This is a genomic window from Klebsiella sp. WOUb02 (genome assembly GCF_050058015.1).
Classification (GTDB): domain Bacteria; phylum Pseudomonadota; class Gammaproteobacteria; order Enterobacterales; family Enterobacteriaceae; genus Klebsiella.
Map to the genome: position 1 here is coordinate 1,622,833 of NZ_CP170110.1, position 19,884 is coordinate 1,642,716.

The following is a 19,884-nucleotide window of genomic DNA, read 5'->3' on the forward strand; positions in this document are numbered from 1 at the left end:
AGCGCGGCGCTACTGCGCGCCCCGTTTTGCCGTCAGCTCGGCTATCCGCACGATAACCTGTACCGCCTTCTCCATTCCTTCCAGCGTCACGAACTCGTGCTTGCCGTGGTAGTTATAGCCGCCGGTAAACAGGTTCGGGCAGGGTAAGCCCATAAAAGAGAGCTGCGCCCCGTCGGTGCCGCCGCGAATCGGCTTCATTTCCGGTTCGATATGGCAATCAACCATCGCCTGACGGGCGATCTCCACGACGTGCGGATGCGCCATCACTTTTTCATGCATATTGTAGTAGCTGTCTTCAATCACCAGCTCGATATAGCAGTCCGGGTGCAGCCCTTTGCCGACCTTTTTGGCGATCTCCATCATCCTGCGCTTGCGGGCTTCAAACTGCTTGCGGTCAAAATCGCGGATAATGTAGTGCATCTCGGCGCGATCGACGGTGCCTTTGATATTCGACAGATGGTAAAAGCCTTCATAGCCTTCGGTGGTTTCCGGCGCCTCGTCGGCCGGGACTTCGGCATGAATTCTTGCCGCCAGCGACAGGGCGTTAACCATTACGCCTTTGGCGGTGCCGGGGTGAACGTTGTTGCCGACGATTTTGATGGTCACCGAGGCGGCGTTGAAGTTTTCAAACTCCAGCTCGCCGACGCCGCCGCCGTCCACGGTATAGGCCCAGCGCGCGTCGAAGGCGGCAACGTCGAAGTGTTTCGCCCCTTTCCCCACCTCTTCGTCGGGGGTAAACGCCACGCGGATATCGCCGTGGGGAACGTTTTTCGCCTTCAGCGTCGCCAGGGCGGTCATAATCTCGGCAATACCGGCCTTATCGTCCGCGCCTAGCAGCGTTTTGCCATCGGTGGTGATCAGCGTTTGCCCCAGCAGCTGATGCAGCACCGGGAACATCACCGGCGAGAGCACCTCGTCGCCGATGCCGAGCGCAATATCGCCGCCGCGATAGTTTTCGACAATTTGCGGGTTGACGTGCTTACCGCTGAAGTCAGGTGCCGTATCGACGTGAGAGATAAAGCCAACGGCTGGAATATCGCCCGCCACGTTGGCGGCCAGGGTCCCCATCACCGTCCCTTTCTCGCTTAGCGTCACGTTAACCAGCCCCATTTCTTCCAGCTGCGCCTGCAGCAGGCGCAACAACTTCCACTGCCCTTCCGTGCTCGGAATCTGACGCACGCCGGGCTTCGACTGCGTGTCTAAAGAAACGTACTGTAAAAAACGCTCAAGCAATTTATCCATGTGGCCACCCTCATCATTTGTGACAACATTATTCATAAGCCCGAAAAGACAAATATTGCGTCAGGTCATTTTTAACCCGGCAAACGCGAATTTAATACATTAACTTACGTAATGTTGTAAAGGTAAGCTCTCTGCGGGCGACAAGGATTGGCGATCGATAGCGTTTGCCGTAGAATGCTTGCCCTTATTAATTATGTGCAGCCCCAAAGGTGGTTAACCACAAACCCCGCATCGGTAAGCCCTCCGCTGCGTCTACATGGGACAGAGTCAAAAATTGAATATACAACCGCGTTCACCTTCGCCGCTGGTTCAGCTGGCGGGAATTGGCAAAAGCTTTGATGGCAAAACGGTAATCTCCGGTCTGAATCTGACCATCAATAACGGTGAGTTTCTCACTCTGCTTGGCCCTTCTGGCTGCGGTAAAACCACCGTTCTTCGTCTTATTGCCGGGCTGGAAAATGTCGATAGCGGGCATATTCATCTCGAAGACCACGATATCACCCACGTTCCGGCGGAAAACCGCCACGTCAATACCGTCTTTCAAAGCTACGCCCTGTTCCCGCATATGACGGTATTCGAAAACGTCGCCTTCGGCCTACGGATGCAAAAAACCCCGGCGGCGCAGATTGCGCCTCGCGTCGTCGATGCCCTGCGCATGGTGCAGACTGGAGGAGTTTGCCCAGCGCAGGCCGCACCAGCTCTCCGGCGGCCAGCAGCAGCGCGTGGCCATTGCCAGAGCGGTGGTCAACAAGCCGCGTCTGCTGCTGCTCGATGAATCCCTCTCGGCGCTGGACTATAAGCTGCGCAAGCAGATGCAAAACGAGCTCAAAGCGCTGCAGCGCAAGCTCGGCATCACCTTCGTCTTCGTCACCCACGATCAGGAAGAGGCGCTGACGATGTCCGATCGCATCGTGGTGATGCGCGACGGCAAAATTGAGCAGGACGGCACCCCGCGCGAAATTTACGAAGAGCCGAAGAACCTGTTCGTTGCCAGCTTTATTGGCGAGATCAATATCTTTAACGCTACGGTAATCGAGCGCCTCGACGAGCAGCGCGTCCGCGCCTGCGTTGAGGGCCGCGAGTGCAATATCTACGTTAATTTTGCCGTTGAGCAGGGGCAGTCGCTGAACGTCATGCTGCGCCCGGAGGATCTACGCGTCGATGAGGTCCACGACGCCAGCGAAGCCGACGGCCTGATCGGCTACATCCGCGAGCGCAATTACAAAGGCATGACCCTCGAATCGGTGGTCGAGCTGGAAAACGGCAAAATGGTGCTGGTCAGCGAATTCTTTAACGAGGACGATCCCGATTTTGACCACCCGCTTGACCAGAAAATGGCCATTAACTGGGTAGAGAGCTGGGAGGTTGTACTGGCTGATGAAGAACACCAGTAAATTCCAAAATGTGGTGATTGCCACCATCGTCGGCTGGCTGGTGCTGTTCGTTTTTCTGCCCAACCTGATGATTATCGGCACCAGCTTTTTAACCCGCGACGACGCTAACTTCGTCAAAATGGTCTTTACGCTGGATAACTATGCGCGCCTGCTGGACCCGCTCTATTACGCCGTGCTGCTGCACTCGCTGAATATGGCGCTGCTGGCGACGCTCGCCTGCCTGGCGCTCGGCTACCCCTTCGCCTGGTTTCTCGCCAGGCTGCCGGAGAGGGTCCGTCCGCTGCTGCTGTTTTTGCTGATCGTCCCGTTCTGGACCAACTCGCTGATCCGTATCTACGGGCTGAAAATCTTTCTCAGCACCCGCGGCTACCTCAACGAGTTTCTGCTGTGGCTGGGGGTCATTGAGACGCCTCTGCGCATCATGTACACCCCGTCGGCGGTGATTATCGGCCTGGTCTACATTCTGCTGCCGTTTATGGTGATGCCGCTCTACTCCAGCATTGACAAGCTGGATCGCCCGTTGCTGGAAGCGGCGAAAGACCTCGGCGCCAGCCGGCTGCAAACCTTTATCCGCATTATTATTCCGCTGACCATGCCGGGGATTATCGCCGGCTGCCTGCTGGTGATGCTGCCGGCGATGGGGCTGTTCTACGTCTCCGACCTGATGGGCGGCGCGAAGAACCTGCTGATCGGCAACGTCATTAAGAGCCAGTTCCTCAATATTCGCGACTGGCCGTTTGGCGCCGCCACCAGCATTACGTTAACCCTCGTAATGGGCCTGATGCTGCTGATTTACTGGCGTGCGGCAAGGCTGCTTAACAACAAGGCGGAGCTGGAATGATCGGTCGACTGCTGCGCGGCGGCTTTATGACCGCCATTTACGCCTATCTCTACATTCCCATTATTATTCTGATCGTTAACTCGTTTAACAGTTCGCGCTTCGGCATCAGCTGGCAGGGATTTACCACCGGCTGGTATGGCCTGCTGATGAACAACGACAGCCTGCTGCAGGCCGCGCAGCACTCGCTCACCATGGCGGTGCTGTCGGCGACCTTTGCCACCCTGATCGGTTCGCTGACCGCCGTCGCGCTCTATCGCTACCGTTTTCGCGGTAAGCCGTTCGTCAGCGGAATGCTGTTTGTGGTGATGATGTCGCCGGATATCGTGATGGCGATCTCTCTGCTGGTGCTGTTTATGCTGATTGGCATCCAGCTGGGCTTCTGGTCGCTGCTGTTCTCGCATATCACCTTCTGCCTGCCCTTCGTGGTGGTCACGGTCTATTCGCGCCTCAAGGGATTCGACGTGCGGATGCTGGAGGCGGCGAAGGATCTTGGCGCCAGCGAGCTAACGATTCTGCGCAAAATTATTCTGCCGCTGGCGCTGCCGGCGGTTGCCGCCGGATGGCTGCTGAGCTTTACGCTATCGATGGATGACGTGGTGGTCTCGTCGTTCGTGACCGGTCCCGGTTACGAGATCCTGCCGCTGAAGATCTACTCGATGGTCAAAGTGGGGGTATCGCCGGAGGTGAACGCCCTGGCAACGATTCTGTTAGTTCTGTCGCTGGTGATGGTTATCGCCAGCCAGTTGATTGCACGTGATAAAACTCAGGGGACGTTAAAATGAAAAAATGGTCACGCCACCTGCTTGCGGCGGGTGCTCTGGCAGTCGGGATGAGCGCCGCGCACGCGGACGATAGCAAAACGCTCTATTTCTATAACTGGACCGAATACGTGCCGCCGGGCCTGCTGGAACATTTCACCAAAGAGACCGGGATCAAGGTTATCTATTCGACCTACGAATCGAATGAAACCATGTACGCCAAGCTCAAAACCTATAAGGACGGCGCCTACGACCTGGTGGTGCCGTCGACCTATTTCGTCGATAAGATGCGCAAAGAGGGCATGCTGCAGAAGATCGATAAAAACAAGCTGACTAACTTCAGCAACCTCGATCCGCAGATGCTGAATAAGCCGTTCGACCCGAATAACGACTACTCCATTCCGTATATCTGGGGCGCCACGGCCATCGGCGTCAACGGCGACGCCATCGACCCGAAAACCGTGACCAGCTGGGCGGACCTGTGGAAGCCGGAGTATAAAGGCAGCCTGCTGCTAACCGACGACGCGCGGGAGGTGTTCCAGATCGCGCTGCGCAAGCTGGGCTATTCCGGCAACACCACCGATCCTAAAGAGATTGCCGCCGCGTATAACGAGCTGAAAAAGCTAATGCCAAACGTCGCGGCGTTCAACTCGGATAACCCGGCGAACCCCTATATGGAAGGTGAAGTGAATCTCGGCATGGTATGGAACGGCTCGGCGTTCGTCGCTCGCCAGGCCGGGACGCCGCTGGAGGTGGTATGGCCGAAAGAAGGCGGGATCTTCTGGATGGATAGCCTGTCGATTCCGTCCAACGCCAAAAACGTCGACGGCGCGCTGAAGCTGATTAACTTCCTGCTGCGTCCGGACGTCGCCAGACAGGTTGCCGAAACCATCGGCTATCCGACGCCGAACCTCGCCGCGCGCCGGATGCTCAGCCCGAGCGTTGCCAACGATAAATCGCTCTACCCGGATGCGGAAACCATCCAGAAAGGCGAATGGCAGAACGATGTCGGCAGCGCCAGCACCCTGTACGAAGAGTATTATCAAAAGCTTAAGGCTGGTCGTTAATCCCGCCCCTCGCCCATCAGTATCTGGCCGAACTCGGCCCGCAGCTGATTCTTCAGGACCTTGCCGGTGGCGCTCACCGGCAGGGCATCAATGAAAACGATGCGGTCCGGAACCTGCCATTTCGGCACCCGCTGCTGGTACCACGCCAGCAGCGCCTGCTCCTCGATTTCAGCGCCTTCCGCCCTGACGCACAGCAGCACCGGGCGCTCATCCCAGCGCGGATGCTGCGCGGCAATCGCCGCCGCGCTGCGAATCGCCGGGTGGGCAAGGGCAATATTTTCCAGCTCCACCGTTGAGATCCACTCCCCGCCGGACTTGATGATATCCTTAGCCCGATCCTGAATCGTCAGATAGCCGTTCGCATCGACGGTGCCGATATCGCCGGTATCAAACCAGCCGTCAGCGGTGAGCGCCGTTTCGCTGCGGCCAAAGTAGTTGGCCACCACCCAGTGGCCGCGGACCTGCAGATAGCCCCGGCTTTCGCCATCGCTGGGCAGCGGCTCTCCGTCGACGTCCACCACCCGCAGATCGATGCCAAAGATGGCCCTTCCCTGCCCCTCGGCCACCCGCTGCCGCTGCGCCTCCGTCAGCGCCTGGTGTTTACCCAATGGCGTATTGATGGTGCCGATGGGCGACGTTTCGGTCATTCCCCAGGCGTGGATCAGCTCGATACCGTAGTCGCGGCGAAACGCCTCCGCCATCGAAGGCGGCAGCGCTGATCCGCCGACGAACGAGCGTTTAAAACAGGGCAAGCGGATATCCGATTTGCGCAGCGCCGCCAGCAGCCCGGCCCAAATAACCGGTACGCCAAAGGCCACGCTGACCCGCTCGGCGCTCAGCAGCCGCAGCAGGCTCTCGCCGTCGAGATGCGGCCCCGGCAGCACCAGCCGTGCTCCAGCCATCGCGGCGATAAAGGGCGTGCCCCAGGCGTTGACGTGAAACATCGGCACTACCGGCAACAGGGAGTCGCGTGCCGAGATACCGGCGGCATCGGGCTGATTGCCGCTCAGCGCGTGCAGCACCAGCGAACGATGGGTATTGAGCACCCCTTTGGGTTTGCCGGTGGTGCCCGAGGTGTAGCACAGCGACGCGGGCGTGCTTTCGCTCAGCGCCGGCCAGGCGTAATCGGCATCGCCGCAGGCCAGCAGCTCATCGTAAAACAGCAGCGCATCAAGCTCGCTGAGCGCCTCTTCGCTGCGGGCTTCCATCAGGACAAAATAGCGCACGGTCGGCAGATGGGGCCGCAGCTGGCGCAGCAGCGGCAGGAAGGTGGCGTCAAAAAACAGCACCTGGTCGGCGGCGTCGTTGATGATAAAAGTCAGATGCTCAATCGACAGCCGCGGATTGAGGGTATGGGTCACCCTCCCTCCCGCGCCGATGGCAAAATAGATCTCCAGATGACGGCGATTATTCCACGCCAGGGTGGCGCAGCGGGCGCCGGCGGGGATGCCCAGCCGATCGACGGCGGATGCCAGGCGGCGCGCGTTAGCCGCTACCGCCCCCCAGCTGCTGTACTCCGTCTCCCCGCCCGTGCTCACGGAGACGATTTCGCTATCGGCATGATAGCGCCCCGCGTGATTGATTAACGTTCCGGTGGTTAAATCCTGATACATCATCGATGGGTGCATGGCAGGTTCTCCGCGGCGTCGACGCGCTTTTCGGGCAAAAAAAAGCGCCAATACGGGCGCCTTATGGGATATGCAAATTTTCGAGTGCGGTTTCGCGGCCAGAGATCAGGCGCGCACGGGGTGCGCCCGCGATTTAATCAGCGCATCTTCCACGTCAAAATCGCTCAGCGGGTAGTTTGTCGCCACCATATAGAAGCGGCCGTCCTGCGCCGGATACTCATGGACGTTGTAATTCACCATCCGCGGCTGGGCGCCTGAGGTCTCTTCGGCCGAACAGTGAGCATGTTGCGTCAGCGGATATTTCGAACGAACGGCAAGACGGTGGGTTTTAATCCCGCTGTAGATTTCGCCGTGATGTTCATCGCCGAGGATCAGGTAGTCAAAATACTCTGGATGCACGCTAACGCTCCCTTTCCGTTACAAGAATGTAGGAAGATGTCATAAAAAAGCATGCAATACCGTTTTCCCTGTCACATCATCGCATCAATTCCACAACCTCAGACGAAAATGCCGGAAGCGCCGGCGAGCAATACGCCGCAGATCGCGGCCCGGTCACGCCCTCCGGCCCTGAAATGCGCCCCCGCAGCGGCGTGCCTGTGCGCCAATCGATCACAGATCTTTTAAGAGCTGGTCGATAAACTCCGGCACCACCTGGCTTGCCAGGCCATAGCGCTTCTCGGCGAACTCGCTGCCCACCTGGCTCGGCTCAAGGTTGAGCTCAACCGTATGCGCCCCCTGCAGGCGGGCCTCATGAACGAAGCCCGCCGCCGGATAGACGTGCCCGGAAGTACCGATAGCAATGAAAATATCGGCATCGGCCAGCGCGCTATAAATATCGTCCATTCCCAGCGGCATCTCGCCAAACCAGACCACGTGCGGGCGCAGCGGCGCCGGGAACTGACAGCAGTGGCACTTGTCGTCCACGGTGACGTCCCCGGTCCACTCCAGCACCTGCCCGCTCCACGCGCAGCGCACCTTCAGCAGCTCGCCGTGCATATGGATCACCCGACGGTTGCCGGCGCGCTCGTGCAGGTTGTCGATGTTCTGCGTCACCAGCACAAAACGATCGCCCAGCGCCTCTTCCAGCCGCGCCAGCGCCAGATGCGCCGCGTTAGGGGCAATATCCGGCCCCTGCAGCTGGCGGCGGCGGGCGTTGTAAAACGCCTGCACCAGCGCCGGATCGCGGGCAAAGCCCTCCGGCGTCGCCACATCTTCCACCCGATGTTCTTCCCACAGGCCGTCGGCCGCGCGGAAGGTTTTAATTCCCGACTCAGCCGAAATCCCTGCGCCGGTCAGCACCACTATCCTGGGTTTGTCCATCGTTTCCGGAGCCACCTTATCCTCTTTAAAGAAAACTCGCTGACGCAGTCGCTCGCGCAGGCGTCGTTTATTGCGGCGAAAACGGCTCAATCGATGTAAGCGGCGCGACAACATAGCTACCTCTGTGATTAATCAGTCAAATGAAGGAAGGCCGCACCGCGCATTCCTCCCGCATCGCCGTGGCGCGCCCGCTCGATGCGCGGCACCCGGGCAACGGGAAGTAAATGACGCGGCAGGCGCTGCGCCAGCCCTTCGCTTATTGCAGTAAAGTTAGACAATCCTCCGCCAACTACCAGCAGATCCGGGTCAACGATGGTTAAAATATTACCCAGACACACCGCCAGCAGGTCAAGATAGCGCTCGACGTGGGCGCGCGCTTTTTCATCGCCCTGCTGCCACAGCGCGACAATTTCCGGTGAGGTGAGGGATTGTTGGTAAAAGTGCTGGTACAGCCAGGCAAAGCCGCGGCCGGAGAGATAGTTTTCAATGCAGCCCAGCTGACCGCAGCCGCAGCGGGTCAGCGGAAAATCGCGTCCGACCACCTCCAGCGCGTCCACCGGCAGGCGAATATGACCAAATTCGCCGGTGATATAGCTATGTCCGGTAATCGATTTGCCGTTGAGGATCAGGCCACCGCCTACGCCGGTGCCGAGAATCAGCCCCATCACCAGCGGATAGCGGGTAAACTCATCGTCCCAGGCTTCCGACAGCGCAAAGCAGTTGGCGTCGTTATCGAGACGCACCTCGCGCCCCAGCCGGGCGCTGAGGTCGGCGCGCAGCGGCTTACCGCTGGCGGCGGGCACGTTGGCGGCATATAGCGTACCGTCCGCGGTCTCCGGCATTCCCGGAATACCGATCCCGACGGAACCCTGGCAATCGAAGCGGGCGTCCGCCTCAAGCACCAGCGCCTCTACCGCCTGGAGAAAATCCTCATAACTCGCTTGCGGGGTGGCGACGCGCTTTTCCCACTGCAGCCGCCGCTCCCTGTTAAATACGCCTAACGCAATCTTGCTGCCGCCAATGTCAAATCCGTAATACATTTCAGCAATTCCTCTTTCTAACCCTGCGCTTCAGCTTGCAAAATGAAGCGCATTAACGGGTCATGACGATAAATTACTGGCCACTCAGCACCCTCGCCGGGTCAATGCGGCTGGCGCGGCGGGCGGGATACCAGCTGGCCAGCAAACTCAGCAACAGTGCCGTCACCAGCACATAAATGACGTCCAGCCAGTGCAGTTCAGACGGCAGGAAGTCGATAAAATAGATGTCGCCGGAGAGGAATTTATGCCCAAGCAGGGATTCAAGGCCGTTAATAATCGACGTCAGCTTCAGCGCGCAAACCACGCCAATGGCAACCCCAATCAGGCTTCCGACCGAACCGGCAAGTAAACCATACCATACGAAAATCGCGCGGATCAGGCCGTCTTTCGCCCCGAGCGTGCGCAGCACCGCAATATCGCTGCTTTTATCCTTCACCGCCATCACCAGGGTGGAGACGATGTTAAAGCAGGCGACCCCGATAACCAGCACCATCGCCAGATACATAATGGCGCGGATCATCTGGATATCGCGATACATATAGCCGTAGGTGCCGATCCAGCTCTTGATATAAACGTAGCTGTTGGTGACTTCACCGGCGTCGCGCACCAGGGTATTAGCGTGGAAGACATCGGTGACCTTAATCGCGATGCCGGTAACGCTGCTGCCCATATCCAGATACTGCTGGGCATCCACCATCGGGATCATGGCGAAGCTGTGATCGAGCTGGCCGCTCAGCTGCAGGATCCCGGTGACGTGCAGCCTGACGCGTTTCGGCTGCAGCAGCTGGTGCTCGGCGTCGGAGTTGGGGATCATTATCGAGACCCAATCGCCCTGCTTGACGTGCAGCGCATCGGCGACGCCCTTGCCTAAAATAACCTGCTGCTCGCCGGGCTTAAAGCCGGCCCAGGCGTTGTTCTGCACGAAGGTCGGCAGCGAACTCAGGCGGCTCTCCTGCTGAGGATCGACGCCCTTCACCTGAATGGCGCGCATGTTGCTGCCGCTCTCCACCAGCCCGGTAAAGTTGATATAGGGCGCCGCCGCCACGATGCCCTTGACCTTTTCAACCTTCGCCAGCGCGTCGTTCCAGTTGTTCCAGGGCTGCTTAACCGGCTCGATCTCCCCGTGGGGAACCACCGCCAGGATGCGGTTATTGAGCTCGCGTTCAAAGCCGTTCATGGCGCTCAGGCCGACGATCAGCACCGCCACGCCCAGCGCAATGCCGACGGTCGAAATCACCGAAATAAGCGATACCATGCCGCCGCGTCGGCGCCCGCGGCTAAAGCGCAGGGCAATCAACAGGGATAACGGAGAGGCCATTACTCGGCCCCCATCAGGGTCAGTTCCGCGTTCAGGTGGCCATCACGCATCTCCAGCTGACGGTTCATCCGTTTTGCCAGCTGCAGATCGTGAGTCACCACCAGAAAAGCGGTACGTTGCGCGATATTGAGTTCGCCCAGCAGCTGGAAAATGCTGTCGGCATTGCGGGCGTCAAGGTTGCCGGTCGGCTCATCCGCCAGCACCAGCCGCGGTTTATTAACCAGCGCGCGGGCAATCGCCACGCGCTGGCGTTCGCCGCCGGAAAGCTCGGACGGACGATGGTTACTACGGTGCTCAAGGCCGACCGCGCGCAGCATCTCTTTGGCCTGGCGTTCGATATCGGCCGCCTTCTGCTTGCCGATCAGCAGCGGCATCGCCACGTTTTCCATGGCGGTAAAATCCGGCAGCAGGTGGTGGAACTGATAGATAAAGCCCAGCTCGCGGTTGCGCAGGTCGGCGCGGGCCGCCGCGGAGAGCTGGCTCATCGGCTGGCCGGAGAAAATAACGTCGCCCGAGGTTGGGGTATCGAGGCCGCCAAGCAGATGCAGGAGCGTACTTTTGCCGGAACCCGAGGTGCCGACAATCGCCATCATCTCGCCCTCCTCGATGCTGAAGCTGACATCGTGCAGCACGTCCGTTTGCACGTTGCCTTCCTGATAGCGTTTGCACAGGTTGTCGCATTGCAGCAGGATCTTATTCATAACGTAAAGCCTCAGCGGGTTGGATGGCGGCAGCGCGCCAGGAAGGATACAACGTAGATAACAATGCCAGCACCATCGCCACCAGCGCGATAATCATCACCTGCAGCGGTTCGATGGCGACCGGCAGCGCGGCGCCGTCAAGAAACGCGCCGATAATCGGCATCAAATTGTTGAGCTGGCTGGCGAGCAGCGCCCCGAGCAGCGCGCCGAGCAGCGCCCCGACGATCCCGGCGCTGGCGCCCTGCACCATAAACACCAGCATAATCTGCCGCGGCGTCAGGCCGAGGGTTTGCAGAATCGCCACCTCGCCCTGTTTTTCCATTACCATCATCCCGAGCGAGGTGATGATATTGAAGGCTGCCACCGCCACAATCAGGCTCAGCAGCAGGCCCATCATATTTTTTTCCATCCGCACGGCCTGAAACAGCTCGCCCTTGCGCTCGCGCCAGTCCCGCCACTTCGTGCCCTCAGGCAGGGTCTGCTGGCTGAGCGTATCCACCTGCAGCGGCTGGTTGAGCCACAGGCGCCAGCCGGTAATATTGCCCAGCGGGTAGCGCATCAGACGCGAGGCGTCGTCGATGTTGGTCAGCATCTGGTAGCCGTCGACTTCGCTACTGGCGGCGAAGGTCCCGATGACGTTAAACAGGCGCTGGCTCGGCACCCGGCCCATCGGCGTAAACTGGCTGGCGGAAGGCACCATCACGCGGATCTGGTCGCCGCGATTAACCCCGAGCTGGCCGGCCAGCTGCTCGCCGAGAATAACGTTATATTTCCCGGCCTGCAGGTCGCTCTGCTTGACGTTAACGAGGTACGGCGTCAGCGGATCTTTCTGCGCCGGATCGATGCCAAGCATTACCCCAACCGCGACGCTGCGCGCGCTTTGCAGCACCACGTCGCCGGTGGTCAACGGCGCGACCCGGCTGACGCCCTGCAGCTTCACGGCGCTTTCCGGCAGCGTTTGCGGATTGATTGAGCCCTGCTGGGCGCTAAGAATGGCCTGCGGCATCAGCCCCAGGATGTTGTTCTGCAGCTCGCGTTCAAAGCCGTTCATCACCGACAGGACGGTCACCAGCGCCATCACGCCGAGCGTAATGCCGATGGTTGAGAGCCAGGAGACGAAACGGCCGAAGCGGTCGGCTGCGCGCCCGCGCATGTAGCGAAGGCCGATAAAGAGTGCGGCAGGTTGGTACATGTATTCCATCTGGTTGCTGATAGCCGATGCACGAGTATATATGTCATAGCACAACGCGTAAATCACTGAAACGGTAAGTTTTTGTCGCCAGACCGGGAAAAAGTAAAGATAAATCAACCGGATATTTGATATGTCAGTTCTTATCTATCAGAATCTTTCCCCGCCGCCGCACATCCTTTTGTCATTCGGGTTGGCGAATTAAAACCAATCGCGGATAATCAGAGGCATTGAATATCAGCGATTTGCCCCTACATCGTAGAGCGAATCACTCAGGGCCTATTGCGGTAGGCATACTTTGCTGGCACATAAAAAAGCCTAATGGGATAGGCTCTAAGGGATCCTGACAACCGCTATGTCTCAACAATATCGATACTCACTGCCGGTCAAACCCGGCGATCAGCGGCAGCTCGGCGAACTCACCGGCGCGGCCTGCGCGACCCTGGTCGCGGAAATGGCCGAACGTCACGATGGCCCGGTGATCCTCGTCGCCCCCGATATGCAAAACGCCCTGCGCCTGAATGATGAAATTCGGCAGTTTACCGACAGCATGGTCATCGCCCTGGCGGACTGGGAAACCCTGCCCTACGATAGCTTCTCGCCGCACCAGGATATTATCTCTTCCCGGCTGGCGACCCTTTACCAGCTGCCGACCATGCAGCGCGGCGTGCTGATCGTACCGGTCAGTACCTTAATGCAGCGCGTCTGTCCGCATAACTACCTGCACGGCCACGCTCTGGTGATGAAAAAGGGCCAGCGCCTGTCGCGGGATACCCTCCGCGAGCAGCTGGATAGCGCGGGCTATCGCCATGTCGATCAGGTGATGGAGCACGGCGAATACGCGACCCGCGGCGCCCTGCTCGATCTCTACCCGATGGGCAGCGAACAGCCCTATCGCCTCGATTTCTTCGATGATGAAATCGACAGCCTGCGCCTGTTTGACGTTGACAGCCAGCGCACGCTCGAAGAGGTGGCGGCGATCAATCTGCTGCCGGCCCACGAGTTCCCGACCGATCAGGCCGCCATCGAGCTGTTCCGCAGCCAGTGGCGCGATCGCTTCGAGGTCAAGCGCGATGCCGAGCATATCTATCAGCAGGTCAGCAAAGGCACCCTGCCCACCGGCATCGAATACTGGCAGCCGCTGTTTTTCAACGAGCCTCTGCCGCCGCTGTTCAGCTACTTCCCGGCGAACACGCTGATCGTCAATACCGGCGAGCTGGAAGCCAGCGCCGAACGTTTCCAGAGCGAAACGCACGCCCGCTTTGCAAGCCGCGGCGTTGACCCTATGCGCCCGCTGCTGCCGCCGGAGCTGCTCTGGCTGCGCAGCGATGAGCTGTTCAGCGAGCTGAAAAAATGGCCGCGCGTGCAGTTAAAAACCGACCGTCTGGCGGAGAAAGCGGCCCATACCAACCTCGGCTTTCAGAAGCTGCCGGAGCTGGCGATTCAGGCGCAGAACAAAGCGCCGCTGGATAACCTGCGCCGCTTCCTCGAATCCTTCAGCGGGCCGGTTATCTTCTCGGTCGAGAGCGAGGGCCGCCGGGAAGCGCTGGGCGAAATGCTGGCGCGTATTAAGGTTGCGCCGAAGCATATCCTGCGTCTCGAAGAGGCGACCGGCAGCGGCCGCTATCTGATGATCGGCGCCGCCGAGCACGGCTTTATCGATGGCCCGCGCGGCCTGGCGCTGATTTGTGAAAGCGATCTGCTGGGCGAGCGCGTGGCGCGCCGACGTCAGGATTCGCGGCGCACCATCAATCCCGATACTCTGATTCGCAACCTCGCGGAGCTGCATACCGGCCAGCCGGTGGTGCATCTTGAGCACGGCGTTGGCCGCTATGCGGGAATGACCACCCTCGAGGCCGGCGGTATCAAGGGCGAATATCTGATGCTCACCTACGCCAACGACGCCAAACTGTACGTGCCGGTCTCCTCGCTCCATCTGATTAGCCGCTACGCCGGCGGCGCGGAAGAGAGCGCCCCGCTGCATAAGCTCGGCGGCGACGCCTGGACGCGGGCGCGGCAAAAAGCGGCGGAGAAGGTGCGCGACGTGGCGGCAGAGTTGTTGGATATCTATGCCCAGCGCGCGGTCAAATCCGGGTTTGCGTTTAAGCACGATCGGGAACAGTATCAGCTCTTTTGCGACGGCTTCCCGTTTGAGACCACTCCCGATCAGGCGCAGGCCATCAACGCGGTGCTGAGCGATATGTGCCAGCCGCTGGCAATGGACCGTCTGGTCTGCGGCGATGTGGGCTTTGGTAAAACCGAAGTTGCCATGCGCGCCGCCTTCCTCGCGGTAGAAAACCATAAGCAGGTGGCGGTGCTGGTGCCGACGACCCTGCTCGCCCAGCAGCACTTCGACAACTTCCGCGATCGCTTCGCCAACTGGCCGGTGCGCATCGAAATGTTGTCTCGCTTCCGCAGCGCCAAAGAGCAGGCGCAGATTCTGGAACAGGCGGCCGAGGGCAAAATCGATATACTGATCGGCACCCACAAGCTGCTGCAGAGCGAAGTGAAGCTGCGCGATCTTGGGCTGCTGATCGTCGATGAGGAGCACCGCTTCGGCGTGCGGCATAAGGAGCGCATCAAGGCCATGCGCGCCGATGTCGATATTCTGACGCTCACCGCGACGCCGATCCCGCGTACCCTGAATATGGCCATGAGCGGCATGCGCGATCTGTCGATTATCGCCACTCCTCCGGCGCGCCGCCTGGCGGTGAAGACCTTCGTGCGCGAGTACGACGCGCTGGTGGTCCGCGAGGCCATGCTGCGCGAAATACTGCGCGGCGGCCAGGTGTACTATCTCTACAATGACGTGGAGAACATCCAGAAAGCCGCCGACCGCCTGGCCGCGCTGGTGCCCGAGGCCCGTATCGCCATCGGTCACGGGCAGATGCGCGAACGCGAGCTTGAGCGGGTGATGAACGATTTCCACCACCAGCGCTTTAACGTGCTGGTCTGCACCACCATTATTGAAACCGGGATTGATATTCCGACCGCCAATACGATTATCATCGAGCGCGCCGATCATTTCGGTCTGGCCCAGCTGCACCAGCTGCGCGGGCGCGTCGGGCGTTCGCACCACCAGGCCTACGCCTGGCTGCTGACTCCGCATCCGAAGGCGATGTCCGGCGATGCGCAAAAGCGTCTGGAAGCGATCGCCTCGCTGGAGGATCTCGGCGCCGGGTTCGCCCTGGCAACCCACGATCTGGAAATCCGCGGCGCCGGCGAGCTGCTTGGCGAGGACCAGAGCGGGCAGATGACCACCATCGGCTTCTCGCTGTATATGGAGCTGCTGGAGAACGCCGTTGATGCGCTGAAGGCCGGGCGCGAGCCTTCGCTGGAAGATCTTACCAGCCAGCAAACGGAGGTCGAACTGCGCATGCCGTCACTGCTGCCGGACGACTTTATCCCGGATGTGAATACCCGCCTCTCGTTCTACAAGCGCGTCGCCAGCGCCAAAAACGAACACGAGCTGGAAGAGATCAAGGTTGAGCTCATCGACCGCTTCGGCCTGCTGCCGGACGCGGCCAGAAATCTGCTGGATATCGCCCGCCTGCGCCAGCAGGCGCAAAAGCTGGGCATCCGCAAGCTTGAGGGCAACGAAAAAGGCGGCATCATTGAGTTTAACGAAAAGAACCACGTCAACCCGGTGTGGCTGATTGGCCTGCTGCAGAAGCAGCCGCAGCGCTTCCGCCTTGACGGGCCGACGCGGCTGAAGTTTATGCAGGATCTCGCCGAGCGTAAAACGCGGATGGACTGGGTTCGTCAGTTTATGCGCCAGCTGGAAGAGAACGCCGTCGCCTGACCGTGACCGGGAAATGGCTGTGGTGATATTCATCGCAGCCATTTTTTTCACCTGACACATTCAGCAAGCTTTACAAATGTTTTGCAATCTACCAGGGTTTCACCACACTCCCCTGCGCCATAATTTGCGTCTGTTTTCGTAAAAAAATAACCACTTACTTATTATTGCTATAAACTCTTCGCGTATCTCTCTGTGGCTGGCGCTGGTTACCGTTGTCGCCGCCCTGGCGCTTCCGGCCCGCGCTAACACCTGGCCTTTACCGCCGCCCGGCAGCCGCCTGGTGGGGCAAAATCAGTTCCACGTGGTGCAGAATAACGGCGGCTCGCTGGAAGCCATCGCCAAAAAGTATAACGTTGGTTTTCTGGCGCTCCTGCAGGCCAACCCCGGCGTCGATCCCTATGTTCCCCGCGCCGGCAGCGTGCTGACCATTCCGCTGCAGACGCTGCTGCCGGACGCGCCGCGCGAAGGGCTGGTGATCAATCTCGCCGAACTTCGTCTTTACTACTACCCGCCGGGCAAGAATGAGGTGACCATCTACCCTATCGGTATCGGCCAGCTCGGGGGCGATACCCTCACGCCAACGATGGTGACGACCGTGTCAGATAAGCGCGCCAACCCGACCTGGACGCCGACGGCCAACATCCGCGCACGCTACAAGGCGATGGGTATCGAGCTGCCGGCCGTGGTTCCCGCCGGGCCGGATAACCCGATGGGGCACCACGCGATCCGCCTGGCGGCCTACGGCGGCGTCTATCTGCTGCACGGCACCAACGCCGATTTTGGCATCGGTATGCGCGTAAGCTCGGGCTGCATTCGCCTGCGCGATAATGATATTAAGACGCTGTTCAATAAAGTTACCCCCGGAACCCGGGTGAATATCATCAACGCGCCGCTTAAGGTTTCCGTTGAGCCAAACGGCAGCCGGCTGGTAGAGATTCATCAGCCGCTATCGAAGCATCTTGATGACGATCCGCAAACGCTGCCAATCGTACTTGATGCGGCAATGCAGACCTTTAAGCAGGCGCAGCTCACCGACCAGCCGGTTATGGAGCGGGCGATGGAACTGCGATCGGGGATGCCGATTGACGTCACCCGCCATCAGCCGAGCGCCGGACATGCGCTGTAGTCGTATAGTCTGCCGGACGTACGGCGTGCGGAATACCGCTTAATTGACGGGTTCTTTATGACGTTTTATTGGGGAGATAGCCGGGGATTTAGCCTGCGAGTCGCGGTCCCATAAGGGCTGGGGACCGCTTCGCAATATTGGCATAACAGGGGAACAGCTTACTGCGTACTACCGCGGCCTGATAAAGGGGTCAGAACCGCGTTTGTCAGTGGCATGACGGAGGGAACAACTTATTTGTAAATAACCGCAGTCCCGTGCAGGGTGTTAGGACCAGTTACCGAGGTAATGCGGAATGAAGTCGCGCCCATTTCTTCCGCTTTCTGCGCCAGCTGATCTTCCAGAGAGCCCAGGTTGGTGCCTGCGGAAGCGGAAACGGTGCCGATTTTTTGCTGGCCGGCAGGAGTGGATTGCACTTCAACGGCGGCAAAACTGGCGAAAGAGAGTGAGCTCAGGACAGCAGCGAGGGTCAGCGTTTTGATGGTTTTCATGATTATTGTACCTATGCAGATGATTTTTTATTAGGGTCGCAAGAATTAACTTAACGATCGATAGGTAAATAATAATGTGACTCACATCACACGTCAATGCATTTTTATAACGATCGTTTAATTATTTATAAACAACTTAAAATTCATACATATATGAATTATTTATTTTTGGGCCGACTCTGCTGGTAGGTTGTGCCGTTTGTTTTTATAATGGCCTCTCAACAAACCAACATAGGTACAAGCGGCATCATGACAACTGACGTCCAAAGTTGCACAAAAAAAAGCCGTGGCCGACCTAAAGTGTTCGACAGGGAAGCGGCGCTGGATAAGGCCATGGCACTGTTCTGGCAGCATGGGTATGAGGCAACCTCCCTTGCCGACCTGGTGGAAGCCACCGGGGCAAAAGCCCCTACGCTTTACGCCGAGTTCGTCAACAAAGAGGGACTGTTTCGCGCGGTGCTGGATCGCTATATTTCGCGCTTTGCCGCCAGGCACGAAGCGCAGCTGTTTGACGAAGAGAAGTCGGTCGACCAGGCCCTGCGGGACTATTTCACCGCCATAGCCACCTGCTTTACCAGTAAAGACACCCCGGCGGGCTGCTTTATGATCAACACCTCCGCGGCGCTGGCGGCTTCCTCTACCGATATCGCCAAAACCATTAAGTCGCGGCACGCGATGCAGGAGCAGACCCTGACCCAGTTCCTGCAGCAGCGCCAGCTGCGCGGTGAGCTGCCGGAAAATGGCGACGTTCGCCAGCTCGCACAGTTCTTAAGCTGCGTGCTGCAGGGGATGTCGATCAGCGCCCGCGAAGGCGCCGATTTCAGCAAATTAATGCAAATTGCCGACACCACCCTGCGCCTGTGGCCGCAAATTCTCCAGCCCTAATCCGCTCTTCTGTCCGGTGACGTAAGTCGCCGGACCTGCGTTACCCCTCCGCCTTAACCCCAATTTTACTAATGTTTTCACACCCTTAAGCGTTAATTTGTTGTAAATGATATTGATAACAATAATCACTACGTGCAGAATTCGCATTTGCGTTTTTCAGTTTGTTTCACCCTGTAACAATCGGTGCGCCCGCGCCGAAAACTAAAACAACAATGCTTAACAACAAAGCAATTAACTCATAAAAGGAATGCGAATGAACACGCGTCTCTGGGTGCTGAACCCACTGCTGCTGGCCACCACCCTCCCCGTATTTAGCGCCCAGGCGGCCGAAGAGAACCTGATCGTTAGCGCCAACCGTACGCACCGTACCGTTGCCGAAATGGCGCAGACCACCTGGGTTATTGAAGGTCACGAAATTGAACAGCAGGTTCAGGGCGGCAAGGAGTTCAAAGACGTGCTGGCGCAGTTTATTCCGGGCATCGACGTCAGCAGCCAGGGACGGACAAACTACGGCATGAATATGCGCGGTCGCGCGATCGTGGTGCTGATCGACGGCGTACGGCTGAACTCCTCCCGCACCGACAGCCGCCAGCTGGACTCGATCGACCCGTTCAATATTGAGCACATCGAGGTCATCTCCGGCGCCACCTCGCTGTACGGCGGCGGCAGTACCGGCGGCCTGATCAATATTGTGACCAAAAAAGGCCAGCAGGATAGCCAGGTTGACCTCGAACTGGGAGGTAAAACGGGTTTTGCTAACAGCAACGATAATGATGAGCGGGTGGCGGCAGCGGTGAGCGGCGGTACCGACCACGCCTCCGGCAGATTATCGGTGGCTTATCAACGCTTCGGCGGCTGGTATGACGGCAATAACGATGCGCTGATCCTCGATAATACCCAGACCGGCTTACAGCACTCCGACCGCCTCGACCTGATGGGCACCGGCACCATCAATATTGACGACAATCGTCAGCTCCAGTCTGGTGACGCAATACTATAAAAGCCAGGGCGACGATTACGGTCTGTACCTGGGGAAAAATATGTCGGCGGTAACGGTGCGTGTCAAGGTAGTTGTCGCCTCAGTT

The 19,884-nt window shown here is 58.9% G+C and carries 15 protein-coding genes and 3 pseudogenes; 9 read left to right on the forward strand and 9 right to left on the reverse strand.

Going from position 1 to position 19,884, the window contains the following annotated elements; genetic code table 11:
* Positions 1-9: 9 nt before the first annotated feature.
* A complete protein-coding gene (gene pepT / locus ABOC21_RS14730; protein WP_426815087.1) occupies positions 10-1,242 on the reverse strand; it encodes a peptidase T in 1,233 nt (410 codons plus the stop codon).
* Positions 1,243-1,498: 256 nt separating this feature from the next.
* Here pepT and potA point away from each other — a divergent pair.
* The 4 genes and pseudogenes from potA (at position 1,499) to potD (ending at position 5,302) form a co-directional block, all read left to right on the forward strand.
* Positions 1,499-2,636: pseudogene (gene potA / locus ABOC21_RS14735) on the forward strand (spermidine/putrescine ABC transporter ATP-binding protein PotA).
* Complete coding sequence (gene potB / locus ABOC21_RS14740) at positions 2,620-3,477, forward strand: spermidine/putrescine ABC transporter permease PotB (protein ID WP_426815088.1); 858 nt, start codon at positions 2,620-2,622, stop codon at positions 3,475-3,477. Before potA ends, potB begins: the two are co-directional and overlap by 17 nt.
* Positions 3,474-4,259, forward strand: coding sequence for a spermidine/putrescine ABC transporter permease PotC (potC, locus tag ABOC21_RS14745; RefSeq protein ID WP_426815089.1), 786 nt, complete (start codon positions 3,474-3,476; stop codon positions 4,257-4,259). The genes potB and potC overlap by 4 nt, the downstream gene beginning before the upstream one ends.
* Positions 4,256-5,302: a spermidine/putrescine ABC transporter substrate-binding protein PotD gene (gene potD, locus ABOC21_RS14750; RefSeq protein WP_426815090.1), complete on the forward strand. Its 1,047-nt coding sequence runs from the start codon at positions 4,256-4,258 to the stop codon at positions 5,300-5,302. The genes potC and potD overlap by 4 nt, the downstream gene beginning before the upstream one ends.
* Here potD and ABOC21_RS14755 read toward each other — a convergent pair.
* The 7 genes from ABOC21_RS14755 to lolC form a co-directional block, all read right to left on the reverse strand.
* Entirely contained in the window at positions 5,299-6,930 is a 1,632-nt protein-coding gene (locus tag ABOC21_RS14755) for a long-chain fatty acid--CoA ligase (RefSeq protein ID WP_426815091.1), read from the reverse strand. The genes potD and ABOC21_RS14755 overlap by 4 nt on opposite strands.
* 105 nt (positions 6,931-7,035) lie before the next feature.
* Positions 7,036-7,329, reverse strand: a complete 294-nt coding sequence (locus tag ABOC21_RS14760; protein WP_426815092.1) for a hypothetical protein — start codon at positions 7,327-7,329, stop codon at positions 7,036-7,038.
* A gap of 210 nt (positions 7,330-7,539) precedes the next feature.
* Entirely contained in the window at positions 7,540-8,364 is an 825-nt protein-coding gene (gene cobB / locus ABOC21_RS14765) for a Sir2 family NAD+-dependent deacetylase (protein ID WP_426815093.1), read from the reverse strand.
* Positions 8,365-8,378: 14 nt separating this feature from the next.
* The gene (gene nagK / locus ABOC21_RS14770; RefSeq protein WP_426815094.1) at positions 8,379-9,290 is read right to left on the reverse strand and encodes an N-acetylglucosamine kinase; all 912 of its coding nucleotides are present in this window, start codon (positions 9,288-9,290) and stop codon (positions 8,379-8,381) included.
* 73 nt (positions 9,291-9,363) lie between these two features.
* Positions 9,364-10,608 (reverse strand): lipoprotein-releasing ABC transporter permease subunit LolE, encoded by a 1,245-nt coding sequence (lolE, locus tag ABOC21_RS14775; protein ID WP_426815095.1) that lies wholly within the window; start codon positions 10,606-10,608, stop codon positions 9,364-9,366.
* Positions 10,608-11,309, reverse strand: a complete 702-nt coding sequence (lolD, locus tag ABOC21_RS14780) for a lipoprotein-releasing ABC transporter ATP-binding protein LolD (protein WP_426815096.1) — start codon at positions 11,307-11,309, stop codon at positions 10,608-10,610. The genes lolE and lolD overlap by 1 nt, the downstream gene beginning before the upstream one ends.
* The gene (gene lolC, locus ABOC21_RS14785; RefSeq protein ID WP_426815097.1) at positions 11,302-12,501 is read right to left on the reverse strand and encodes a lipoprotein-releasing ABC transporter permease subunit LolC; all 1,200 of its coding nucleotides are present in this window, start codon (positions 12,499-12,501) and stop codon (positions 11,302-11,304) included. The genes lolD and lolC overlap by 8 nt, the downstream gene beginning before the upstream one ends.
* Positions 12,502-12,853: 352 nt before the next feature.
* On the opposite strand from lolC, the gene mfd reads away from it, so the two are divergent.
* Together mfd and ldtC are read left to right on the forward strand one after the other, a co-directional pair.
* Positions 12,854-16,300 carry a transcription-repair coupling factor gene (gene mfd / locus ABOC21_RS14790; RefSeq protein WP_426815098.1) on the forward strand — a complete coding sequence of 1,149 codons (3,447 nt, stop codon included), beginning with the start codon at positions 12,854-12,856 and terminating at the stop codon, positions 16,298-16,300.
* Between the two features lie 169 nt (positions 16,301-16,469).
* Positions 16,470-17,426, forward strand: coding sequence for a L,D-transpeptidase LdtC (ldtC, locus tag ABOC21_RS14795; RefSeq protein ID WP_426815501.1), 957 nt, complete (start codon positions 16,470-16,472; stop codon positions 17,424-17,426).
* Positions 17,427-17,656: 230 nt separating this feature from the next.
* Here ldtC and bhsA read toward each other — a convergent pair whose 3' ends face one another.
* Positions 17,657-17,914 carry a multiple stress resistance protein BhsA gene (gene bhsA / locus ABOC21_RS14800; protein ID WP_041144985.1) on the reverse strand — a complete coding sequence of 86 codons (258 nt, stop codon included), beginning with the start codon at positions 17,912-17,914 and terminating at the stop codon, positions 17,657-17,659.
* Positions 17,915-18,010: 96 nt separating this feature from the next.
* Here bhsA and ABOC21_RS14805 point away from each other — a divergent pair.
* From ABOC21_RS14805 to ABOC21_RS14815, 3 genes and pseudogenes are all read left to right on the forward strand, one after another.
* Positions 18,011-18,100: pseudogene (locus tag ABOC21_RS14805) on the forward strand (hypothetical protein); the annotation flags it as partial.
* A 63-nt stretch (positions 18,101-18,163) separates the two neighbouring features.
* Positions 18,164-18,799: a TetR/AcrR family transcriptional regulator gene (locus ABOC21_RS14810; RefSeq protein WP_426815099.1), complete on the forward strand. Its 636-nt coding sequence runs from the start codon at positions 18,164-18,166 to the stop codon at positions 18,797-18,799.
* A gap of 253 nt (positions 18,800-19,052) precedes the next feature.
* Positions 19,053-19,854, forward strand: a pseudogene (locus tag ABOC21_RS14815) (TonB-dependent receptor plug domain-containing protein); the annotation flags it as partial.
* Positions 19,855-19,884: the final 30 nt, after the last annotated feature.